Below are 20,021 nucleotides of genomic sequence, written 5' to 3' on the forward strand. Positions count from 1 at the left end.
CCTTCTACAGATGTAGAAGACCGAGGGCGTGGCGGGACGGGACGGAAGAGGGGGCCGGCATGGGCGGCAGTGCGGTGGTGGTCGGCGGGGGCATCGGCGGGCTGGCAGCCGCGATCGGGCTGCGCCGCATCGGATGGGAGACGACCGTCGTCGAGCGCAGTCCCGTGCTGGACGACGCGGGCGCGGGCATCTCCCTGCACGCGAACGGCATCCGCGCGCTGGACGCCCTCGGCGTCGGAGCGGCGGTGCGCGCGGCTGCCCGGCCCCAGTACACGGGCGGCACCCGAAGTCCGGGCGGGCGTCTGCTGGCGCGCATGGACGGGGCGGCGCTGGAACGCGAGCTGGGCACCCCGATCGTGGGCATTCCCCGGTCCGTGCTGCACCGGCTGCTGCGCGCGGAGCTGCCCGCCGGGTCCCTGGTCGTCGGGGCCGAGGTGACGTCCGTCGACCGTTCCGACGCCTCCCGGGTACGGATCGCGGTCGGCGACACCGTTCTCGACGCGGATCTGGTCGTGGCCGCCGACGGCGTGAACAGCCGGTTGCGGGCGCAGCTCTTTCCCGGCCATCCCGGCCCGGTCCACAGCGGCTCGACGGTGCTGCGGGCCATCACGGAGTCGCCGGTGGAGCTGCGCACCGACTTCGAGCTGACCTGGGGCCGGGGGGCCGAGTTCGGGCACATCGTGTTCGCCGACGGCCGGGCCGAGTGGCACGCGGTGTTCAACTCGCCCGCCGGTGTGCGCAGTCCGGATCCGCTCGCCGAGGCCCGCCGCCGGTTCGGCGACTGGCACGACCCCATTCCGGCCCTGCTGGCCGCGACCCGGCCCGACGCCGTGCTGCATCACGACGTCAACGAGCTGGTCGCCCCGCTGCCCTCCTACGCGGTCGGGCGGATCGCCCTTCTCGGCGACGCCGCCCACGCGATGACCCCGAACCTCGGCCAGGGGGCCTGCCAGGCGCTGGAGGACGCGGTGTCGCTGGCCGCCGCGCTCCGCACCGCGCCCTCCGTCGAAGCGGCGCTCGGTCGCTACGACGCCGAGCGCCGCCCCCGCAGCCAGTCGGTCGCGAGGGCGGCCCGTCGGGCCGGCCGGATGGGCCAGCAGTTGTCGCATCCGGTGGCGATCGCCCTGCGCGACACGGCGCTGCGGCTGGCACCGTCGCGGGTCACCGTCCGCACGATCCTGCGGCACGCCGACTGGACGCCCCCGCGGCCGGACTGACCGTGCGGTGCGTCAGTAGGCCCCGTTGACGTTGTCGATGGACCCGTACCTGGCGGCGGCGTAGTTGCACGCCGCCGTGATGTTGGCGACCGGGTCGTAGCTGTCCATCGACGTACCGGGCACGTGGTAGGCGCGGAACGTGGGGTCGATGATCTGGAGGAGCCCCTTGGAGGGCGTTCCGGCGGCGGCGTTGGAGTCCCAGTTGTTGATGGCCCGGGGGTTGCCGGAGGACTCGCGCATGATGTTGCGGTGGATGCCCTCGTAGCTGCCGGGGATGTTGTGCTGGGCCATGACGGCCAGCGACTCCCTGATCCAGCCGTCCAGATCGTTCGTGTACGTCACGGGCTGCGCGGTGACGGCACCGGCGGACTGCGCCGGCGTTGCCGACGCCGCTCCGGCGACGGCCAGCGGGAGCACGAGGGCGGCCACGCCCGTGCCCACGGCGATGAAACCCCGGACCGGCGAAACGGGCCTGCGACGACGGTACGCACCCTTTGCGGGCATGGTGAATTCCTCTCCGTCGCCTACGAGGTGAGCTGTCGGGTTCGGGCTGGAGATGCCCGGCCGCACGCGAATGCGGCTTCACCCCGAGCCGTTCCGGATACCGGATCGGCGGCTTGCCTGGGTCCCCCGTTCCTGCCGTGCACGAGTGGGTCGGATTGCCGGACAGCGGCAGGATTCGGCGTTCCGTCCGGATTGACGGTGACCGTAGGCGAGAAACACCGAAAGGGACAAGCCCCCGAATTCCGCGCACAATTCATTCGCAAGATCGAATTGCGGGGAATTCAGTAACGCACTTCACATCGAACGGCCGAATCCCCTTGCAGGAAAAGGGAACCGGACCGTCCGGCATGGCATCACGGACATCGAACGTGATGCGCACCACTTAATCGCAAAAGGTGCATTTCGCCCCCCATCGAAGCGGCATGAAAGGGGCTAACCCCCCTTCACCGCCCAGTTACACCAATGGGGCAAATCGCCCATGCAATTACATTTGACTCTTCGTCCGGGAGGTGGGGCCCCGCATGGCGGGGCCCCACCCGTGCCGGGATCAGAGCCTTTCGAGGATCTTGTTCATCTGCTCGATCTCTGCGGTCTGGGCCGTCACCACGGCCTCGGCGAGCTTCTTCGCCTCGGCGTTGTCGCCCTTCTTCTGCTCGTCCCGGGCCATGGTGACCGCGCCTTGGTGATGGGCGATCATGAGCTGGGCGAACTTCTTGTCGAAGTCCTTGCCCGCAGCGGCCTTCAAATCGCTCATGTCCTTGTCGGACATCATTCCGGGCATTCCCGCGCCGTGGGAGCCGTGATCCATTCCGGGCATGTCACCCTTCGGGGATTCCGGCAGCGGCTTGCCCCACGACGCCAGCCAGCCCTTCAACGTGTCGATCTCGGGATCCTGGGCCTTCTCGATCGCGGTGGCCAGCTTCTTGATCTCGGCGTCGGCGGCACGGCCGTCGGCCAGCTTCGCCATCTCGATGGCCTGCTGGTGATGCGGGATCATGTCCTGCGCGAACTTCACGTCCGCGTCGTTGAACGCACCGCCCGGGGCGGCCGGTGCGGAGGCGCTGCCGGAGCCATGGCCCATGCCGGGCACGGACGGGTCGTCGGACTTCGTTTCGTCGGAGGAGCCGCACGCCGTGAGCGCCAGGGCGAGGGCGGCGACGGCACCGGCGGCCGCGAGTGCGCGACGGCGGCGGACAGCGGTGGGCAGGGAAACGCGCATGCTGGATTCTTTCCAGGTGGACGCGCCACGTCGGTGGCGCGTGGAACGGGCGGGGTCGTCCGGCCGGTCCGGCCCCGGTGGGCCGGGAACCGGCGGTTCCCTGTCACGTCCGCGCGATGCACACCTGGAGCAGCAGATCCCTGCCGCCGAACGGCGGCCCCCGTCGTGCCGGCCCGCGCACGGCCGCACGGTGCCCGGCGACGCCCCGGACCGCCAGGACCACCAGGCCCAGTGCGAGGAGCAGCGGCAGCACCCGGTCCCGGACGTGGGTGAACACGCACGACTCGCCGCCCGCCGGGGACGGGGCCGCGGCCACCCGGAGGGCGTCGTCCCCGTGCTGCACGGTGGCGTGTCCGGCCATCGCCATGGGCACGGCCGAGAGGGGCGCGGACCGCTCCGGGAGCGTCGTCATCGCGTCGTGGCAGCCCCCGGCCGCGGCGACCGGGGCGCCGTGCATGAGGAACAGACCGCACAGGACGGCGCACAGCACGAGCAGCCGGGACACTCCCGGTGCGCGCGTCGGTCCGCGATCCACGGCTGCCTCGAACTCCTCGGTCGTACGGGCCCTGCGGTGCGAGTCCGACGATACCCCCACCGGGTTTGTCCGGCCCGCGGCACCCCCGGCCGTACACCTTGCTCGGTTACCGTGCCCCCGGAGCGGGCGCCCCGACCGTTCGCGGGAACCTCCCGCGCGGGGTTCCGACGGGGAGCAGAGCGATGAACGCGCCGAGGGGAACGGGCGGGTTGAGACGCCGTCTGGGCGTGTCCGACGCCGTGGTGATCGGCCTGGGCTCGATGATCGGGGCGGGCGTCTTCGTCGCGTTCGCGCCCGCCGCGGGCGCGGCCGGGTCCGGTCTGCTGATCGGCCTGGGCCTGGCTGCGGTGGTGGCCTACTGCAACGCGACGTCCTCCGCCCGTCTGGCCGCCCGCCATCCGGCGTCCGGCGGCACCTATGTGTACGGGAGGGAGCGTCTCGGCGACTTCTGGGGCCATCTCGCCGGGTGGGGCTTCGTCGTGGGCAAGACGGCTTCCTGCGCGGCGATGTCACTGGCCGTCGGGTCCTATGCGTGGCCCGGCCAGGAGCGTGCGGTGGCCGTCGCCGCGGTGGTGGCGCTGACCGCCCTCAACTGCGTCGGGGTGCACCGGTCCGCCCGGCTGACCCGGGTGGCCGTCGCCTTCGTGCTCGCCGTCCTCGCGGCGGTGGTCGTCGCCGGTCTCGGCGGCGGCACCGCGGACACCGGGCGCCTGGCCATCGGGGCGGACGCCACGGTCGGCGGCGTGCTCCGGGCGGCCGGTCTGCTGTTCTTCGCGTTCGCGGGCTACGCGCGGATCGCCACGCTCGGGGAAGAGGTCCGCGACCCGCGGCACACCATCCCCCGGGCGATCCCCCTCGCGCTGGGCATCACCCTGTTCGTCTACGCCGCCGTGGCCGTCACCCTGCTCGCCGTCCTGGGCCCCGACCGTCTCGCCCATTCCCCGGCGCCGCTGGCCGAGGCAGCGCGTGCGGCGGGGGCGCCCGGTCTCGTGCCCGTGGTCCGGGCCGGTGCGGCCGTCGCCGCGCTCGGCTCGCTGCTCGCACTGGTCCTGGGCGTCTCGCGCACCGTCCTGGCCATGGCCCGCGACCGTCATCTGCCGCACGTCCTGGCCGCGGTGCACCCGCGCTTCGCGGTCCCCCACCGGGCGGAGCTCGCCGTGGGTGCCGTGGTCGCCGTCCTCGCCGCCACCGCGGACCTCCGGGGGACGATCGGCTTCTCGTCCTTCGGGGTCCTCGTGTACTACGCCGTCGCCAATGCCGCCGCCCGGACGCTCGGCCCCGACGAGGGCCGGCCGCCCCGCGCCGTGCCCGTCATCGGTCTGGCGGGCTGTCTGCTGCTCGCCTTCGCGCTGCCGGCGGCGTCGGTCGTCTCCGGTGCCGCGGTGCTGGCGGCCGGGGCCGGGTCGTACGGCGTGCGCAGGGCCCTCGGGCGCACCCGCCGGCAGTAGGGCCGGCGGACGGGTCGGTGCCGTCCGCCGGGCCGCGGGCGACGACCGGCCCGGGGGGCGTCGTCGTCGGCGCCGCGGGGCCTCCCCGACGAGCCCGTCCACCGGTCCCGGACGAGGTCGGCGTGAGCGACGTGCCGCGCGTACTCCTCGATCATGTCGATCAGGCCCCGTCGCACGCCGGGCGATTCACCACCGGGTGCGGTGTACCGGTCCGGGTTCCCCGGGCCGCCGTCGGCCGGGGCCTCGGCGACCGGGGCGCGGGAGCGGGCCACGGCCGCCTGCCGGAGTGTCAGCAGTTCCTCGGGGATTTCCTCGGCGGCCGACGTCCGGCCCCGGTCGGGCCGGGCCTCCCGGTCCATGGCGTCCCACGGGACTCCCGGTTTCTGTGCCGGCAGCAACCCGGCCGCTCTCGGGCTGAAACCCCCGAGGTTCCAATGGGATTGACGGTCGGTCAGGTCGTGGTGTCACCGTTTGGGCGAGGGCCGTCGGCCTCGCGCGTCCAGGCGGCGTCGCGCAGCAGACGCAGGCCGTTGAGGCCGACGAGAACGGTGGAGCCCTCGTGTCCGGCGACGCCCAGCGGGAGCGGCAGCGTGCCGATCAGGTCCCAGAGGACGAGGCCGGTGATGAACACGCCCGCGATCACGAGGTTCTGCACCACGAGGCGGCGGCAGCGGCGCGAGAGCGCCACGGCGGTGGGGATCGCGGCGAGTTCGTCGCGGACGACGACGGCGTCGGCGGTCTCCAGAGCGAGGTCGGATCCCGCCCGGCCCATGGCGATGCCCGTGTGGGCCGCGGCCAGTGCCGGGGCGTCGTTGACCCCGTCGCCGACCACGAGCACCTTCCGGCCGGCGCCCGCCAGCTCCTTGACGGCGTCGGCCTTGTCCTGCGGCAGCAGGCCGGCCCGGATGTCGCCGATCCCGGCGTCGGCGCCCAGGCGGGCGGCGGCCCGCCGGTTGTCTCCGGTGAGCAGCACCGGTGCGCCGCCGGTGAGGCCGGTGAGGCGTTCGACGGTGGTGCGGGCGTCGGGGCGCAGGCGGTCGGCGATGCCGAGGACGCCGACGGGTGTGCCGTCGAGGGCGACGAGCACGGCGGTGCGGCCGTCCTCCTCCAGCCGGGCGGCGAGTGCGGCGGCCTCGGCGTCGTGGCCGGTGGCGGTGACCGGCAGCCGGGCGGGGGCGCCGACGGCGACCGTGCGTCCGTCCACGGTGGCGGTGACGCCGGTTCCGGGTGCGGAAGCGAAGTCCTCGGCCGCGGGCAGGGCGAGGCCGCGGGTCCGGGCGGCCTCGGTGACGGCGCGGGCGAGGGGGTGTTCGCTGGGGTGCTCGGCCGCTGCCGCCAGGGTGAGCAGGGCGTCCTCGGTCAGGCCCGAACCGCCGAGCGGGCGGACGTCGGTGAGGCGGGGGGTGCCCTCGGTCAGGGTGCCGGTCTTGTCGAGGGCCACGGCGTCGACCTGGCCGAGGCGCTCCATCACCACGGCCGACTTGATCAGCACGCCGTGCCGTCCGGCGTTCGCGATCGCGGAGAGCAGCGGCGGCATGGTGGCCAGGACCACGGCGCACGGCGAGGCGACGATCATGAAGGTCATCGCCCGCAGCAGTGTCGGCTGCAGGGCCGCGCCGAAGGCCAGGGGCAGGGCGAACAGGGCGACGGTGGCCGCCACCATGCCGATCGAGTAGCGCTGCTCGACCTTCTCGATGAACAGTTGGGTGGGCGCCTTCGTGCCGGACGCCTCCTCGACCATGGCGACGATCCGGGCGATCACCGAGTCGGACGGGTCGCGCTGCACGGCCACCCGCAGCGCCCCGGTGCCGTTCAGGGTTCCCGCGAAGACCTCGGCGCCCGGTTCCTTGGGCACCGGCAGCGGTTCGCCCGTGATGGTCGCCTGGTCCACCTCGCTCGTTCCGTCGAGCACCCGGCCGTCGGCCCCGACGCGCTCGCCGGGGCGCACCAGGATCACGTCCTCGACCCGCAGCTCCTGTGCGGGAACGGTCTCCTCGGCGTCGCCGTCGAGGAGGCGGGTGGCCGTGGCGGGCGCGAGGTCGAGCAGTCCGCGCACCGAGTCCGCCGTCCGCGCGGTGGCGAAGGCCTCCAGGGCGCCCGAGGTGGCGAAGATGACGATCAGCAGGGCGCCGTCCAGCACCTGTCCGATCGCGGCCGCGCCGAGTGCGGCGACCACCATCAGCAGGTCCACGTCCAGCGTCCTGTCCCGGAGCGCCTTCAGGCCCTCCCAGCCCGGCTCCCAGCCGCCCGCGGCGTACGTGAGCGCGTACAGCGGGCCCCATGTCCACCACGGCGCACCGAGCAGGTGCAGGGGCAGGGCCGTCAGGAACAGGGTCAGGGCGGCCACGGCCCAGCGGACCTCCGCCAGTGCCAGGACACGGGTGCGCCGGACGGCCGCGGCCCGGTCCCGGGCGGGGCCGGCGGGCGGAGCCGGACGGGTGAGGGTGAAAGACATGGGCGGTGACCCTTCGCACGGGAGGGCGGAGCGGTTCGACCCTCGCACCATACAGGATCACATGAACACTCATTCATGTGTACATCTCCGTAGGATGGGCGCATGGGCCACGGAGCTGATGCGAACACCGCCACCACCGCACGCGAGCGCCTCGACGCGGTGGGGGCCGCGGACGTGGCGGCCACCCTGCAGGCCCTCGCCGCCCCGTCCCGGCTCCGCATCCTCGCCCGCCTGCAGGAGGGCCCCTGCCCCGCGACGGAACTCGCGGAGGCTGTCGGCATGGAGCAGTCCGCCTGCTCCCACCAGCTGCGACTGCTGCGCAACCTCGGTCTGGTCACGGGCGAGCGCCGGGGCCGCTCGGTGATCTACGCCCTGTACGACAACCATGTGGCCGAACTGCTCGACCAGGCCCTCTTCCACGTCGAGCACCTGCGCCTGGGCCTCCATGACGCTCCGGCACGGGTCGCCGCGGGGGCGACCGACGACGCGGCGGCCGTCCCCGCCGGCTGAGCCCGCGGGACCGGGCGGCGTCCCACCGGCCGCGCCCGCGCATCCGTCACCCCGCGGGAACGGCCGCCAGGAAGTCCCGGAGGATCTCGCCGAAGGCGTCCGGCCGCTCCATGTTGGGGTAGTGGGCGGCGCCCTCGACGGTCGCCTCGCGCCCGTCGGCGACCGTCCGCACCAGGCGCCGGGCCATGGCGAGGTGATCGGCCGAGTCGACGCCGCCGTGGACGACCAGCACCGGGACCTCGATCCCCGCCGCCCGCGCCCAGGTGTCGGGGACGGGAACGCGCAGGTCCGGTTCGTCGGCACGGTGCTTGGACAGGGTCCGGAAGGCCATTTCGCGCACGCGCCGCACGACGGTGCGGTCGACGTCGTCGAGCGTGCGGTGCGGGCCCGCCACGAAGAGCAGGAAGGCGTCGACCCACCCCTCGACGTCGCCCGCACCCACGGCGCGGGCCTGCGCGGCCAGGACCTCCCTGGACCAGGGATCGTGGAACTCGGGCTCGCTCGTGGCCGCGCCGCCGAGGACCAACGCGCGGACCAGGTCCGGGTGTTCGAGCGCGGTGTCGACCGCGGTGGCCGCACCCATCGACACCCCGGCCAGGACGGCGGGCCCGCCACCGAGGTGGCGCAGCAGCGCGGCCAGGTCGTCCGTGTGCCGGAACGGCTCGCTCGCATTGGACGAGCCGCCGTGCCCGCGGGCGTCCGGCACGATCACCCGGTGGGTCCGGGCGAGGTCCGGCACCTGGTCGTCCCACATCCCGTGGTCCAGGAAGCCGCCGTGCAGCAGCACCAGCAGCGGGCCGCACCCGGCGTCGCGGTACACGAGGGAGCCGTCCCCTGTCTCGAAGGAACTCAGGTCGGAAGCAACAGACATGACAACCAAGGTGCCATTCGTTCGGCAACTTGGCAACCGAGGTGTCATGATGGCGGGATGACCGGATCCGATCGCCCCCTGCCTCCCGAGGAGCTCGCCCACCGGCTCACGGAGGTCTTCGCCCTGGTGGGTCCGCTCTACCGGCGCGTGCAGCGCAAGGTGGAGCAGAACGCCCCGATCGAGGGCCTGTCCGTCGGCGTGCGCGCCGTGCTGGACCTGCTGCGCGAGCACGGGCCCATGACGGTCCCGCAGATGGGGCGCGCGCAGGCCCTGAGCCGACAGTTCGTGCAGCGCATGGTCAACGACGCGGCGGCGGGACGGCTCGTCGAGATCGTCCCCAATCCGGCTCACCAGCGGTCGTCACTGGTCCGCCTGACCGGAACCGGGCGGGCGGCGATCACCGCCGCGCTCGCCCGCGAGCAGTCCCTGCTGCGCCAAGTGGGCGGGGACCTCACCGATGCCGAGGTGACGGCCTGCGTACGGGTGCTCGGCCACATGGTGGAGCTCTTCGACCACGTCGAGGTGGACTGAGCGGCGTCGCGATCCGGCACATGCCGCAGGGGTTCCGTCACCGAGTGCGAATCCCATGACCCCCGTCTACGCTCATATCTGGATCTGTGCCGCAGAGGTCGTGAATCGACAGGAAGCGAGATCCCATGGAGCGGCTCAAGCGGTCGGGACTCGCCGGAGAACTCTCTGCGGAGTTCCTCGGCACGATGATCCTCATTCTCTTCGGCTGTGGCGTCGTCGCCCAGGTCGTCGCGGGCGGTGCGCTCACCGACCCGCCGGGCGGCCTCGGGAACCACGACAGCATCGCCTGGGCCTGGGGCCTCGGAGTCACTCTGGGCGTCTATGTGGCGGGCAGGCTGAGCGGGGCTCATCTCAATCCCGCCGTGACCCTCGCGCTCGCCGCTTTCAAGGACTTCCCCTGGAAAAAAGTGGCGCCCTACTCCCTCGCCCAGTTGGTGGGCGCGTTCGTCGCGGCGCTGCTGGTGCGCTGGAACTACACGGAGGCGCTGGCGAAAGCCGATCCCGGACACACCATCAAGACGCAGATCGTGTTCTCCACCCTGCCCGCCAACGGGAACACCGCGCTCCCGGTGCACGAGTGGGGAGCCTTCCGGGACCAGGTCATCGGCACCGCGCTCCTCGTGCTGCTGATCTTCGCGGTCACCGATCTCCTCAACAACCCGCCGGGCGCCAATCTCGGCCCGTTCGTCGTGGGCCTCATCGTGGTGGCCATCGGCATGGCGTTCGGCACCAACGCCGGATACGCCATCAACCCGGCCCGTGACCTCGGGCCCCGGCTCGCGAGCTTCCTCACCGGCTACGGAGGGGCGTGGCGGGACCAGTACGGAAACTTCTACTTCTGGGTGCCGATCGTGGGCCCGCTCGTCGGCGGCCCGGTGGGGGCGTTCTTCTACAAGGCCTTCATCACCCGGTTCCTGCCCTCGCCGGAACCGGAGCCGGAGGGCACCCTCCCCGTACCGCCGGAGAAGTGACACCCGGTTCCCTCACGGCCCCGACCCAGGAGAGGAAGCACGCCATGGCGGACTTCATCGGCGCGGTGGACCAAGGCACCACCAGCAGCCGCTTCATGATCTTCGATCACGACGGAAACGAAGTGGCCAGGCACCAGTTGGAGCACGAACAGATCCTGCCCCGTCCCGGGTGGGTGGAGCACGACCCGGTGGAGATCTGGGAACGCACCAACTCGGTGATGCAGAACGCGCTGCGCACCGGGGGCCTGAGCGCCACGGACCTCGACGCCATCGGGATCACCAACCAGCGCGAGACCACCGTCGTGTGGGACCCGCGCACCGGCCGCCCGTACTGCAACGCCATCGTGTGGCAGGACACCCGCACCGACGCGATCGCCCAGGCCCTGGAGAACGAGGGCCACGGCGAGGTCATCCGACGCAAGGCGGGGCTCCCCCCGGCCACGTACTTCTCCGGCGGGAAGATCAAGTGGATCCTCGACAACGTCGAGGGGGTCCGCGCGGCCGCGGAGCAGGGGCACGCGGTCTTCGGGAACACGGACTGCTGGGTGCTGTGGAACCTCACCGGCGGCCCCGACGGCGGTGTCCACGCCACCGACGTGACCAACGCCAGCCGGACGATGCTGATGAATCTGGAGACGCTCGACTGGGACGACGAACTGCTGGACATCTTCGGCATCCCCCGCGCGATGCTCCCGGCCATCAACCCCTCCTCCGACCCGGAGGCGTACGGCCGCGCCCGCACCTCCCGCCCCCTGAGGGCCGCGATCCCGATCACCGGGGTGCTCGGCGACCAGCAGGCGGCCACCGTGGGGCAGGTGTGCTTCGAGCCGGGCGAGGCGAAGAACACGTACGGCACCGGCAACTTCCTCGTGCTCAACACCGGCACCGAGCTCATCCGCTCGCAGCACGGGCTGCTCACCACGGTCGCCTACCGGTTCGGGAAGAGCCCGGCGGTCTACGCCCTGGAGGGCTCGATCGCGGTCACCGGGTCCGCGGTGCAGTGGCTGCGGGACCAGATGAAGATCATCACCGATGCGGCGGAGAGCGAGCGGCTGGCCCGGTCCGTCGAGGACAACGGCGGGATGTACTTCGTACCGGCCTTCTCGGGCCTCTTCGCCCCGTACTGGCGGTCCGACGCCCGGGGCGCCATCGTCGGCCTGGCCCGCTACAACACCAACGGCCATCTGGCGCGGGCCACCCTGGAGGCGATCTGCTACCAGAGCCGGGACGTGGTGGAGGCGATGGAGCAGGACTCCGGGGTCCACCTCGACGTGCTCAAGGTCGACGGCGGGGTCACCGCCAACGACCTGTGCATGCAGATCCAGGCCGATGTCCTCGGTGTCCCCGTGAGCCGGCCGGTCGTCGCCGAGACGACCGCGCTCGGCGCCGCCTACGCCGCCGGCCTCGCCACCGGTTTCTGGCAGGACCAGGGCGAGTTGCGCGAGCACTGGCAGGAGTCCAGGCGCTGGGAGCCGCAGTGGGGCGAGGAGCGGCGGGCGGAGGGGTACGCGAACTGGAAGAGGGCGGTGGAACGCACCCTGGACTGGGTGCGCGTGGGGTGACGACACGTCCCGCACACCGTGCGGGCGTGCCCGGCCGGGCACGCCCGCACGGTGTGTCCGGGCTCAGGTCGCCGTCCGCAGTCCGGCCAGGAGCCGGTAGACGGTCTCGGTGCCCTGCCGCAGCGCCTCGACCCCGATGTGTTCGTCGGTGCCGTGCATGCGCTTGAGCATGTCCCGGTTCACGGTGAACGGGTACATGCCGTACACGGGCACGTTCCGCTCCCGGAACGGCACCGCGCTGGTGACGGCCTCGAACTGGCAGGCGGTGGCCCGTACTCCGGGGTGGGTCCGGCGCACGGCCTCCTGCCAGGCGCGGAAGACGTCCGTGTCGTGGTCGGAGTCGGGCGTGGCCAGATAGCCGCGCAGCCGGTCCAGGGCCTGCCGCTCGCTCTCGCCGGGGTTCCCGACGACGGTCAGCGTCGCCCGGTTGCCGATCAGCGAGCGCAGTTCGGCGACGGTGCGTCCGGGGTCCTCGGCCCCCGGCAGGAAGGCGGCCCGGAAGTCCGCGGTCGCGGTGCCCGGCACGATGCTCGGGTAGTAGCCGGACCGGGCCGCGGTGAAGGCGAGCGTGGTCCGCAGCATCGCGTTGTGCAGTTCCGGGGTCCCGCTGAGCCGCACCACCGTCTCGCCCGCCCGGTCCCGCTGCCGCTCGGTGCGGGCGTCGAGCATCTCCCTCAGCGCCTCGGCGAAGGGCCGGTCGGTGGTGGCCTCGGCCAGTTCCGCGAAGTACCGCCGGGACAGCGCGTTGGGGCGGATGTGGGCGCGCCATTCCCCCAGCAGGTCGAGCACCTCGCCCAGTCGGACCACCGCCTGCCCGGTGAACGGCTTGGACGTGTGGGTGGCGTAGGAGGAGGTCTCCAGGCGCAGCAGCAGGGAGCGCTTGTCGTTGCAGGTGAGCGAGGCGATCATGGGCGTGGTGCCGTCGCGCTGGTCGAGCACCCAGCCGCCCTCGGTGACGACCGCGCCCGCCGTCACCCTGCCGGGGTGTTCCGTGAGGAACCAACGCACGCCGTAGGGGCCCTGCTCCTCGTCGCAGTCGGACCAGAAAACGATGTCGCGGTCGAAGGCCGTGCCCTCGCGGACGTGACGCAGCAGGGCGGCGACGAAGGCGGCGTTGACGCCCTTCATGTCGAGCGAGCCGCGGCCGTACAACTTGCCGTCCCTGATCTCGCCGGCGAAGGGGTCGGTCGTCCAGGTGTCGCCGTCGGCGGGCACCACGTCGGAGTGGCCGAGCAGGACCAGCGGTTCCTTCCGGGCCGGGCCGCTGCCGGGGACGCGGGCGAAGAAGTGGACGTTGCCCTCCTTCGGGGTGGGCACGATCTCGGTGGCGACGCCGGCGGCCCGGAAGACGTCCTGGAGCATCCGGGCGAGCGGCAGGGTGACCGCGCCGTCGCCGGGGTTGGCGGTGTTCTGCCGGATCATGGCCACGGCCAGGTCCACGGGGTCGGTGGGGTCGCCGTCGAAGGGGGCGCCGCCCGTCGTGGTGGCGGTGGCGGCCCGCGCCCCGGACGGTGCCGACGCCACCGCGCCGATGCCCAGTACGGTGCCCGCGACGGCCGTCGCCCCGGCGCCGAGCACGGAGCGCCGTGACGGCCCGCTTCCCGGCAGGCCGTCCAGGCAGGCGGAGACGACCGCCGCCGGGTCCTCCCGGTGGGCGTAGTGGCCGCCCTCGACGGACGCCAGGGTGCAGGTACCGCGGGTCCACTCGGCCCAGCGGCGCACGGTGACCTCGGGCACGTGCGGGTCCTCGGTGGCCCACACCGCACGCAGGTCGACCTGCGGCAGGGGGCCCCGGCGGCCGTCGTACCCCGCGGCCAGCCGGAGGTCGGCGATCACCGGCGGCAGCAGCACCTCCTCGAACTCGGGGTCCGCCAGCACCTCCGATTCGGTCAGTCCGGTCCCGACGACGAAGGCGCGGGCGTCCTCGACGGTCACGTCGTGGCCGCGGCCGTCGAAGTCGCCGGGGCACTGCCCGGCCACCGCGCACAGCCGCGCGACCGGCACCCCGGCGTCGAGGAGCCGGCGGCACGTCTCGTACGCCAGCAGCGCCCCGAGGCTGACGCCGATCAGCACCAGCCGCCGCCCGCCCCGCAGTTCGCGGATCCCGGCCGCCACGGCGTCCGCGTAGACCGTCATGTCGGTGACGGGTTCCTCGTCGATGCGGCTGCCGCGGCCCGGTGGGGTGACGAGCACGAGGGCGGTGTCCTCGGGAAGGCGGCCGTGCCAGCCCGCGAACGAGGAGCCGTGGGCACCGGTGGGCGCGAAGCAGACGGCGAGGGTGGTGGCCGCGGCGGACCGCGCCCACTCGTCCGGCATGCTCAGCCAGGGGCTGTTCATATCTGCTCCTCCTGCCGGATCTCGCGGCACAGGGCGGCGATGGCGGTGACGGTGGGCGCGCCGAGGATGCGGCGCAGCGGTACCCGGCGGCCCGCCGTTCCCGCGAGCCGGTTGGCGAGCCGCACGGCGAGCAGGGAGTGGCCCCCGGCGTCGAAGAAGTTCTGGTCCGCCGAGGCGGGCGGTGCGCTGAGCAGTTCCTGCCAGAGGGCGGCGACGGCGGCCTCGGTGTCGTCGGCGGGGGTGTATCCGGTCGCCCGTTCCTGTCCGGTGCCCGCCACGAGGGTGCGCAGGGCGGCACGGTCCAGCTTGCCGTTGGTGTTCAGCGGGAGGTGCGGGACCTGCTGGATGCGGGCGGGCAGCATGTAGTCGGGCAGCCGGTCGCGCAGGTAAGCGCGCAGTGCGGCGGGACCGGTCTCCTCGTCGGCGGTGACGCAGGCGACGATGCGCGTCCCGCCGTCCTCGGTCTCCGCGTACGCGCCGGCGTCGGTGACGTCCGGCGCCTTGCGCAGGGTGGCCTCGATCTCCTCCAGTTCGACGCGGTAGCCGCGTATCTTGATCTGGTTGTCGGCGCGGCCGGTGATCTCCAGTGCGGAGTCCGGGAGCAGGCGGCCCCGGTCGCCGGTCCGGTAGTGCGTCGCCCCGGTGTCGTCGGTGACGAACCGGCCGTCACCGTCGCCGCCGACGTAGCCGAGGGCCAGGGGCGGACCGGAGACCCACACCTCGCCCGTCACGCCGGGCGGCAGTCGTCGGCCGAGCCGGTCGCGGACCGAGAGCGAGGCGCCCGCGACGGGGCTGCCGACGGGGACGCGTTCGGCGTCGTTCGGCAGTAGGGCGGTGTCGTAGGCGGCGACGTTGGAGGCGGTCTCCGTCATGCCGTAGAGGTTGAGCAGGGTGGCGTCGGGCCAGACCTCGCGGAAGCGCAGGACGGTGGCCACGGGCAGGGTGTCGGCGCCGCTGGTGACCAGCACGGGCCGGTGGCCGCCGGGGTGTTTCGCGCTCTCCTCCAGGAGTCCGGCGACCAGTTGCGGGGTCAGGAAGAGGTGGGTGATCCGCTCCTGCTCGACGGTGGCGGCGAACAGCACCGGGTCGAGGAGTTCGTCGGTGCCGAGCACGACGGACGGGACGCCCTTCAGCAGGCCGCCCAGCAGTTCCCAGGGCGAGGCGACCAGGGCGAGGGACTTCTGGACGGCGAGCACGGCGTCCGCGGGGAAGGGGTGGTCCCGCCACATCCACTCCAGCCGTCCGCGGACCGAACGGTGGCTGATGCGCACGCCCTTGGGGTTTCCGGTCGTTCCCGACGTGTAGACGACGTGGAACAGCGTGTCGTCGTCGGGTTCCCGCCCGGGGGTCTGGTGCAGCGGGCCCTCGGTGAGGGGGGCGAGGACGACACGGGGGGCGTCCAGGGTGGGGAACCGGTCGAGTCCGGGTTCGGCCAGCACGCAGTGCGGTCCGGTCTCCTCCACCATCCGGCGCTGTCGTCGCACGGGGGTGGCGGGGTCCAGTCCGAGGTAGGCGGCGCCGGTCTTCAGCACGGCGAGGACCCCTGCGACGGCGGCGGGGCCGCGCTGGGCGGCGAGGGCCACCAGCGAGCCGGGGCCGGTGCCCCTGGCGACGAGCCGGGCGGCCAGTCGGCCGCTCCACTCGTCGAGTTCGCGGTAGGTGACGTCGGTGCCGGTGTGGCGCAGGGCAACGGCCCGGGGGCGGGCCTCGACCTGCTCGGCGAAGCGTTCCAGCAGGGTCGGCGTGGTCATCGGTGATCGTCTCCGGGCAGCAGGTCGAGGGAACGGACGGTGGTGTGCGCCGCGCACTCCGGGTCGGTGAGGGCCCGCAGCGCGATCAGGGCGGACCGCAGTACGTTGCGGGCTGCCGGGGCGTCGAGCAGGTCCTGCTGGTAGGCGTACTGCAGCAGCAGCCGGTCCGGGCCGTGCGGCTGGACGTAGAGGGCGCAGTCGTACTTGGTGCAGCCGGTGTCCAGTTCGACGAAGCGGAAGGTGACGCCCGACGCGGTGGTGGCGCGCGCCGGGTACGGCAGCATGTTGAGCATGGTCTGGAAGACCGGGGTCGCCGAGGAGCTGCGCGTCGCGGCGGGCAGCCGTCGCAGCGTCCAGCCGAAGGGGTGGTCGGCCGCGGCGTACGCGTCGTACACCGTTTCCCGCACCTGTGCGGTGAACTCCCCCAGGGTCGCGTTCGGTTCGATGCGCAGACGCAGTGGCAGCATGGCGAGCACGAAGGCCGGCACCTCGGCGGTCTCCGGCCGTTCCCGGCCCGCCATCGGGGCGCCGACGATCACCTCGTCGGTGTCGCCGTAGTAGCTCAGGGCGAGCGCGTAGGCGGCCAGCAGCGGTACGAACGTGGTGGCGGACGCGGCCAGGGCGGTGTCGCGCAGCCGTCGGCACAGCTGTTCGTCGAGGACCGCCTCGGTGATCCCGCCCCGGTAGGTGGGTGCGGCGGGCCGCTGCTTCTGCGCGATCCGGAGTGCCGGGAGGTCTCCGGCGAGTCGGCGCATCCAGTACTCCCCCGCCTCGGCCACCTCCTCGGTGGCCAGCAGGTCCGTCAGGTGGTCCAGGTAGCGGTCGTACCGGGTGGCCCGTTCGGGGTCGGGTGCGGCGGGGAGCTGTTCGTACAGCTCGGCGAGGCGTTGGAAGAGCACGGTGGCGCCCCAGCCGTCGAGGAGCAGTTCGTGCATGGTGACCAGGAGCCGGTGCTGTCCGTCGGGCAGGCGGAACAGTCCGGCCCGCAGGGCGGGTTCGGTGAGGAGGTCGAAGGGTTTGGCCGCTTCCCGGGCGGCCTCGGTGCGGAACTCGTCCGCGGTGACGTCCCGGGCGCGGGCGGGCAGCGGCACCTCCCAGTGCGGGTAGTGGTGCACCACTTCCGGCCCGTCCGCCGCGTCGGTCTCGTGGAACCGGGCGAGGAGCAACGGGTTCTCGTCGAGCAGCAGGTGCCAGGCCCGTGCCAGCCGTGCCGGGTCGAGGGGGCCGTCGAGCTCCAGGGACCCCTGGTAGCTGTAGTAGGGGCTGAGCGGGTCGAGCCGCCAGTGGAAGTAGACCCCGGCCTGCTGCGGGGTGAGCGGCCGGGTGCGCGGCCGGTCCCGGGGCGGTTCGGTGCGGTCGTCGGCCGGTTGCGGCTCCTCGCGGCCCAGGGCGGCGAGCGCGGCGGGGCTGCCGTCGCGCAGCACGTCGCGCAGGCTCACGGCCGCTCCCGTCCGGCGCAGTTCCGCGACCAGGCGCATGGCCAGCAGCGAGTCGCCGCCCAGTTCCAGGAACCTGTCGTTCCTGCCGACCCGTCCGGTGCCGAGGAGTTCGGCGACGGTGTCCGCGACGGCGGTCTCCGCCGCGCCGCGCGGCGGCGTGTACGGCCGGTTCGCGGGGCGGTCGCGGCGCGGCGGCGCGGGCAGGGCCCGGTGGTCCGTCTTGCCGTTGCGGGTGAGCGGAATGCGGGGCAGGACGACGAAGGTGCGGGGCACCATCGGCGCGGGGAGCCGCTCGGCCAGATGGGCGCGGAGCGTCTCCTGCGGTACCTCCTCGCCGCGGTGGGTGACGTAGGCGACCAGCCGCGGCGGCTGTGCGGCCGCCGGGGTGTGGGCGCTCTCCCGGGCGACCAGGGCACCGGCGTCGTCGGGGGTGTGGACGGTGACGGCGCAGGCGGCGATCGCCGGGTGGGTGCCGAGCACCGCCTCGATCTCGGCGAGTTCCATGCGTACGCCGCCGAGCTTCACCTGGCGGTCGACCCGGCCCAGGTACTCCAACTGGCCGTCCGGCAGCACGCGTACGGCGTCGCCGGTGCGGTAGAGGCGTCCGTCGCCGTCGCCGAAGGGGTCGGCGAAGAATGCCTGCGCGGTGCGGACCGGGTCGCCCAGGTAGCCGCGGCCCACGACGATTCCCCCGACGAACAGTTCTCCCGCCTCGCCGTGCGCGCAGGCCTGCCACCGCCCGTCCTCCTCGCGCAGCACGTGGAGTTCGGCGTTCCCGACGGGCGATCCGATCGGCAGGTGGCGTACGTCGTCGGCGGGCGGGCCGAGCACGGCGTGGGTGACGTCGTCCGAGCACTCGGTGGGGCCGTAGGCGTTGAGCAGCCGGACGCCCGGCAGGGTGGCGTGCCACCGCCGGGCCAGGGCGGGCGGCAGTTCCTCGCCGGTGGCGATCATCCAGCGCAGTGCGCCGGGCCCGGTGCCCGCGCCCTCCTGTGCGTCGAGGAGGAAGCGGATCAGGGTGGGCACGGTCTCCAGCACCGTGGTTCCGCGTCCGCGCAGTTCCTCCAGCAGCAGGGCGCCGTCCCGGGCCCGCTCGTCGTCGAAGATCTGCACCCGGCCGCCGACGAGCAGCGGGGCGAGCATCTGCCAGACGGAGATGTCGAAGCCCAGGGGTGCGGTCTGTGCCAGCCGGTCGTCCGCGGTCAGCCCGAGGTCGTCGACCTTGGCCCACAGGTGGTTGAGCATTCCCCGGTGCTCGACGACCGCGGCCTTGGGGCGGCCGGTCGAGCCCGAGGTGTAGAGGACGTAGCGGATCTCGTCGGGGGCCACGGGGGCCGTCCGGTTGTACGGGACGTCCGCCGGTTCCGGTGCCGTGACGGGGACCCCGGCCGCGCGGGCGCCCTTGACGAGTTCCCCGGTGTCCGCCGGTCCGCCGGTGATCAGCGCGAGGACGGCGCCGCTGTCGGCGAGCAGGGACTCGACGCGGGCGGCGGGCCAGTCCGCGTCGACCGGCAGGTAGACGGCGCCGAGCAGTTCCAGCGCCAGGAAGGCCGTGACGACGTCGATGCCGCGCCGTCCGCCGACGGCGACGATCCGTCCCGGCGAGACGCCCCGGGCCGACAGCCGTGCGGCGGTGCGGCGCGCACGGTCCGCCAGACCGGCGTATCCGATGGACCCCCTCCCGTCGTCGATCGCGGTCCTGGACGGGTGCCGGGCGGCGTGCCGTTCGACGTGGGAGTGGACTCCTTCGCCCAGCTCGTAGGGTTCGCTGCGGGTAAGCGCCGTGGCGCGGGCGCGCTCGCGCGCTCCTTCGGCCAGCGGGAGCACCGGGTACCGCTCGGGCAGGCCGGTCACCGGTCCGCCTTCTTCTCCGCGACGACGAGCAGGTACTCGACGGGCACGCCGGTGCCCCGCTCGTCGGTGGTGTGGAAGTCCTCGGTCATCTCGGCCACCTCCGCCCGCAGTTCCTTCCACCGCGAGGGCGGCGAGATGGTGTTCCTCGCCGCGATGCAGGGGCCGAAGCAGTTCTCGAAGAAGGTGACCAGGCCGTCGGCGGTGTCGAACGGGTAGAAGAGTTCGCGGCGTTCGGCGGTGACCGTGAAGCCGGGGCCGAGGAGTTCGCCGAGGTAGTCCGGCGACCCCCACAGCATGGGCTGTCCCTGGTGTCCGTTGGGCGAGGGGAAGTAGGCGGAGAGGACCGCCTGGAAGTGCGCGGTCCAGCTGCGGGCCGTCCAGTTGCACATGCCGATCCGGCCGCCGGGCCGCAGCACCCGGGCCGTCTCGCCGGCCGCGGCGGCGTGATCGGGGGCGAACTGGATGCCGTAGGTGGAGGTCACCAGGTCGAACGAGGCGTCGGCGAAGGGGAGTTCCTGGGCGTCGCCGCGGTGCAGGTCCACCTGGACACCGGCCTGTGCGAACCGTTCGCGCGCGTCGGGGAAGAACTCGTCGGTGAGGTCCAGCCCGGTGACGACGGAGCCGCACAGGGCGGACAGCAGCGCGACGTTGCCGTTGCCGGTGGCGACGTCGAGGTGGACGGTGCCCGGGGCGGGGTCGAGCCGCTCGACCAGTTCGACGGCGCCGGGCCGCAGCAGGTCGGCGACGTGCCGGTACTCGCCGTACGACCACATGGTGCGGTTGATCTCCTGGATGTTCGGATCGATCGTCACGGGTC

At 73.2% G+C, this 20,021-nt stretch carries 15 protein-coding genes, 1 pseudogene and 1 riboswitch; of the genes and pseudogenes, 6 read left to right on the plus strand and 10 right to left on the minus strand.

Annotated features, from left to right (window positions below):
* The first annotated feature begins 59 nt into the window (after positions 1–59).
* Complete coding sequence (locus tag ACWCXX_RS25185) at positions 60–1,217, plus strand: FAD-dependent monooxygenase (RefSeq protein ID WP_451130885.1); 1,158 nt, start codon at positions 60–62, stop codon at positions 1,215–1,217.
* A gap of 12 nt (positions 1,218–1,229) precedes the next feature.
* On the opposite strand, the gene ACWCXX_RS25190 is transcribed toward ACWCXX_RS25185, so the two are convergent.
* The 3 genes from ACWCXX_RS25190 to ACWCXX_RS25200 all read right to left on the minus strand — a co-directional run bounded on the left by ACWCXX_RS25190 (position 1,230) and on the right by ACWCXX_RS25200 (position 3,475).
* The gene (locus tag ACWCXX_RS25190) at positions 1,230–1,721 is read right to left on the minus strand and encodes a transglycosylase SLT domain-containing protein (RefSeq protein ID WP_451130887.1); all 492 of its coding nucleotides are present in this window, start codon (positions 1,719–1,721) and stop codon (positions 1,230–1,232) included.
* 2 nt (positions 1,722–1,723) lie between these two features.
* A riboswitch (cyclic di-AMP (ydaO/yuaA leader) is annotated at positions 1,724–1,912 on the minus strand.
* Between the two features lie 356 nt (positions 1,913–2,268).
* Positions 2,269–2,940, minus strand: coding sequence for a DUF305 domain-containing protein (locus tag ACWCXX_RS25195; RefSeq protein ID WP_451130889.1), 672 nt, complete (start codon positions 2,938–2,940; stop codon positions 2,269–2,271).
* A 103-nt stretch (positions 2,941–3,043) separates the two neighbouring features.
* Positions 3,044–3,475, minus strand: a complete 432-nt coding sequence (locus ACWCXX_RS25200) for a hypothetical protein (RefSeq protein WP_451130891.1) — start codon at positions 3,473–3,475, stop codon at positions 3,044–3,046.
* A gap of 182 nt (positions 3,476–3,657) precedes the next feature.
* Here ACWCXX_RS25200 and ACWCXX_RS25205 point away from each other — a divergent pair, with 182 nt between their 5' ends.
* Complete coding sequence (locus ACWCXX_RS25205) at positions 3,658–4,923, plus strand: APC family permease (protein ID WP_451130893.1); 1,266 nt, start codon at positions 3,658–3,660, stop codon at positions 4,921–4,923.
* A gap of 104 nt (positions 4,924–5,027) precedes the next feature.
* Here the strand turns inward: ACWCXX_RS25205 and ACWCXX_RS25210 are convergent.
* Positions 5,028–5,282, minus strand: a pseudogene (locus ACWCXX_RS25210) (mycothiol transferase); the annotation flags it as partial.
* Between the two features lie 92 nt (positions 5,283–5,374).
* Entirely contained in the window at positions 5,375–7,378 is a 2,004-nt protein-coding gene (locus ACWCXX_RS25215) for a heavy metal translocating P-type ATPase (protein WP_451130895.1), read from the minus strand.
* A gap of 102 nt (positions 7,379–7,480) precedes the next feature.
* Here ACWCXX_RS25215 and ACWCXX_RS25220 point away from each other — a divergent pair, with 102 nt between their 5' ends.
* The gene (locus tag ACWCXX_RS25220; RefSeq protein WP_451130897.1) at positions 7,481–7,888 is read left to right on the plus strand and encodes an ArsR/SmtB family transcription factor; all 408 of its coding nucleotides are present in this window, start codon (positions 7,481–7,483) and stop codon (positions 7,886–7,888) included.
* Positions 7,889–7,934: 46 nt separating this feature from the next.
* On the opposite strand, the gene ACWCXX_RS25225 is transcribed toward ACWCXX_RS25220, so the two are convergent.
* Positions 7,935–8,759, minus strand: a complete 825-nt coding sequence (locus ACWCXX_RS25225; protein WP_451130899.1) for an alpha/beta fold hydrolase — start codon at positions 8,757–8,759, stop codon at positions 7,935–7,937.
* A 57-nt stretch (positions 8,760–8,816) separates the two neighbouring features.
* Between ACWCXX_RS25225 and ACWCXX_RS25230 the strand changes: the two genes are divergently transcribed.
* The 3 genes from ACWCXX_RS25230 to glpK all read left to right on the plus strand — a co-directional run bounded on the left by ACWCXX_RS25230 (position 8,817) and on the right by glpK (position 11,823).
* Positions 8,817–9,290 (plus strand): MarR family winged helix-turn-helix transcriptional regulator, encoded by a 474-nt coding sequence (locus tag ACWCXX_RS25230; RefSeq protein WP_451130901.1) that lies wholly within the window; start codon positions 8,817–8,819, stop codon positions 9,288–9,290.
* A 125-nt stretch (positions 9,291–9,415) separates the two neighbouring features.
* Entirely contained in the window at positions 9,416–10,261 is an 846-nt protein-coding gene (locus ACWCXX_RS25235) for an MIP/aquaporin family protein (protein WP_451130903.1), read from the plus strand.
* 44 nt (positions 10,262–10,305) lie between these two features.
* The gene (gene glpK, locus ACWCXX_RS25240; RefSeq protein WP_451130905.1) at positions 10,306–11,823 is read left to right on the plus strand and encodes a glycerol kinase GlpK; all 1,518 of its coding nucleotides are present in this window, start codon (positions 10,306–10,308) and stop codon (positions 11,821–11,823) included.
* A gap of 63 nt (positions 11,824–11,886) precedes the next feature.
* Here glpK and ACWCXX_RS25245 read toward each other — a convergent pair whose 3' ends face one another.
* Genes ACWCXX_RS25245 through ACWCXX_RS25260 form a run of 4 tightly spaced genes read right to left on the minus strand, consistent with a single transcriptional unit; the run spans position 11,887 to position 20,016 of the window.
* The gene (locus tag ACWCXX_RS25245) at positions 11,887–14,160 is read right to left on the minus strand and encodes a M20/M25/M40 family metallo-hydrolase (protein WP_451130907.1); all 2,274 of its coding nucleotides are present in this window, start codon (positions 14,158–14,160) and stop codon (positions 11,887–11,889) included.
* Positions 14,157–15,911: a non-ribosomal peptide synthetase gene (locus ACWCXX_RS25250; RefSeq protein ID WP_451130909.1), complete on the minus strand. Its 1,755-nt coding sequence runs from the start codon at positions 15,909–15,911 to the stop codon at positions 14,157–14,159. The genes ACWCXX_RS25245 and ACWCXX_RS25250 overlap by 4 nt, the downstream gene beginning before the upstream one ends.
* Positions 15,908–19,204, minus strand: coding sequence for an amino acid adenylation domain-containing protein (locus ACWCXX_RS25255; protein ID WP_451130911.1), 3,297 nt, complete (start codon positions 19,202–19,204; stop codon positions 15,908–15,910). Before ACWCXX_RS25255 ends, ACWCXX_RS25250 begins: the two co-directional genes overlap by 4 nt.
* On the minus strand, positions 19,201–20,016 hold the full coding sequence (locus ACWCXX_RS25260; protein WP_451130913.1) for a class I SAM-dependent methyltransferase: 816 nt from the start codon (positions 20,014–20,016) through the stop codon (positions 19,201–19,203). Before ACWCXX_RS25260 ends, ACWCXX_RS25255 begins: the two co-directional genes overlap by 4 nt.
* Positions 20,017–20,021 lie beyond the last annotated feature (5 nt).

The organism is Streptomyces sp. NPDC001732 (assembly GCF_053596315.1).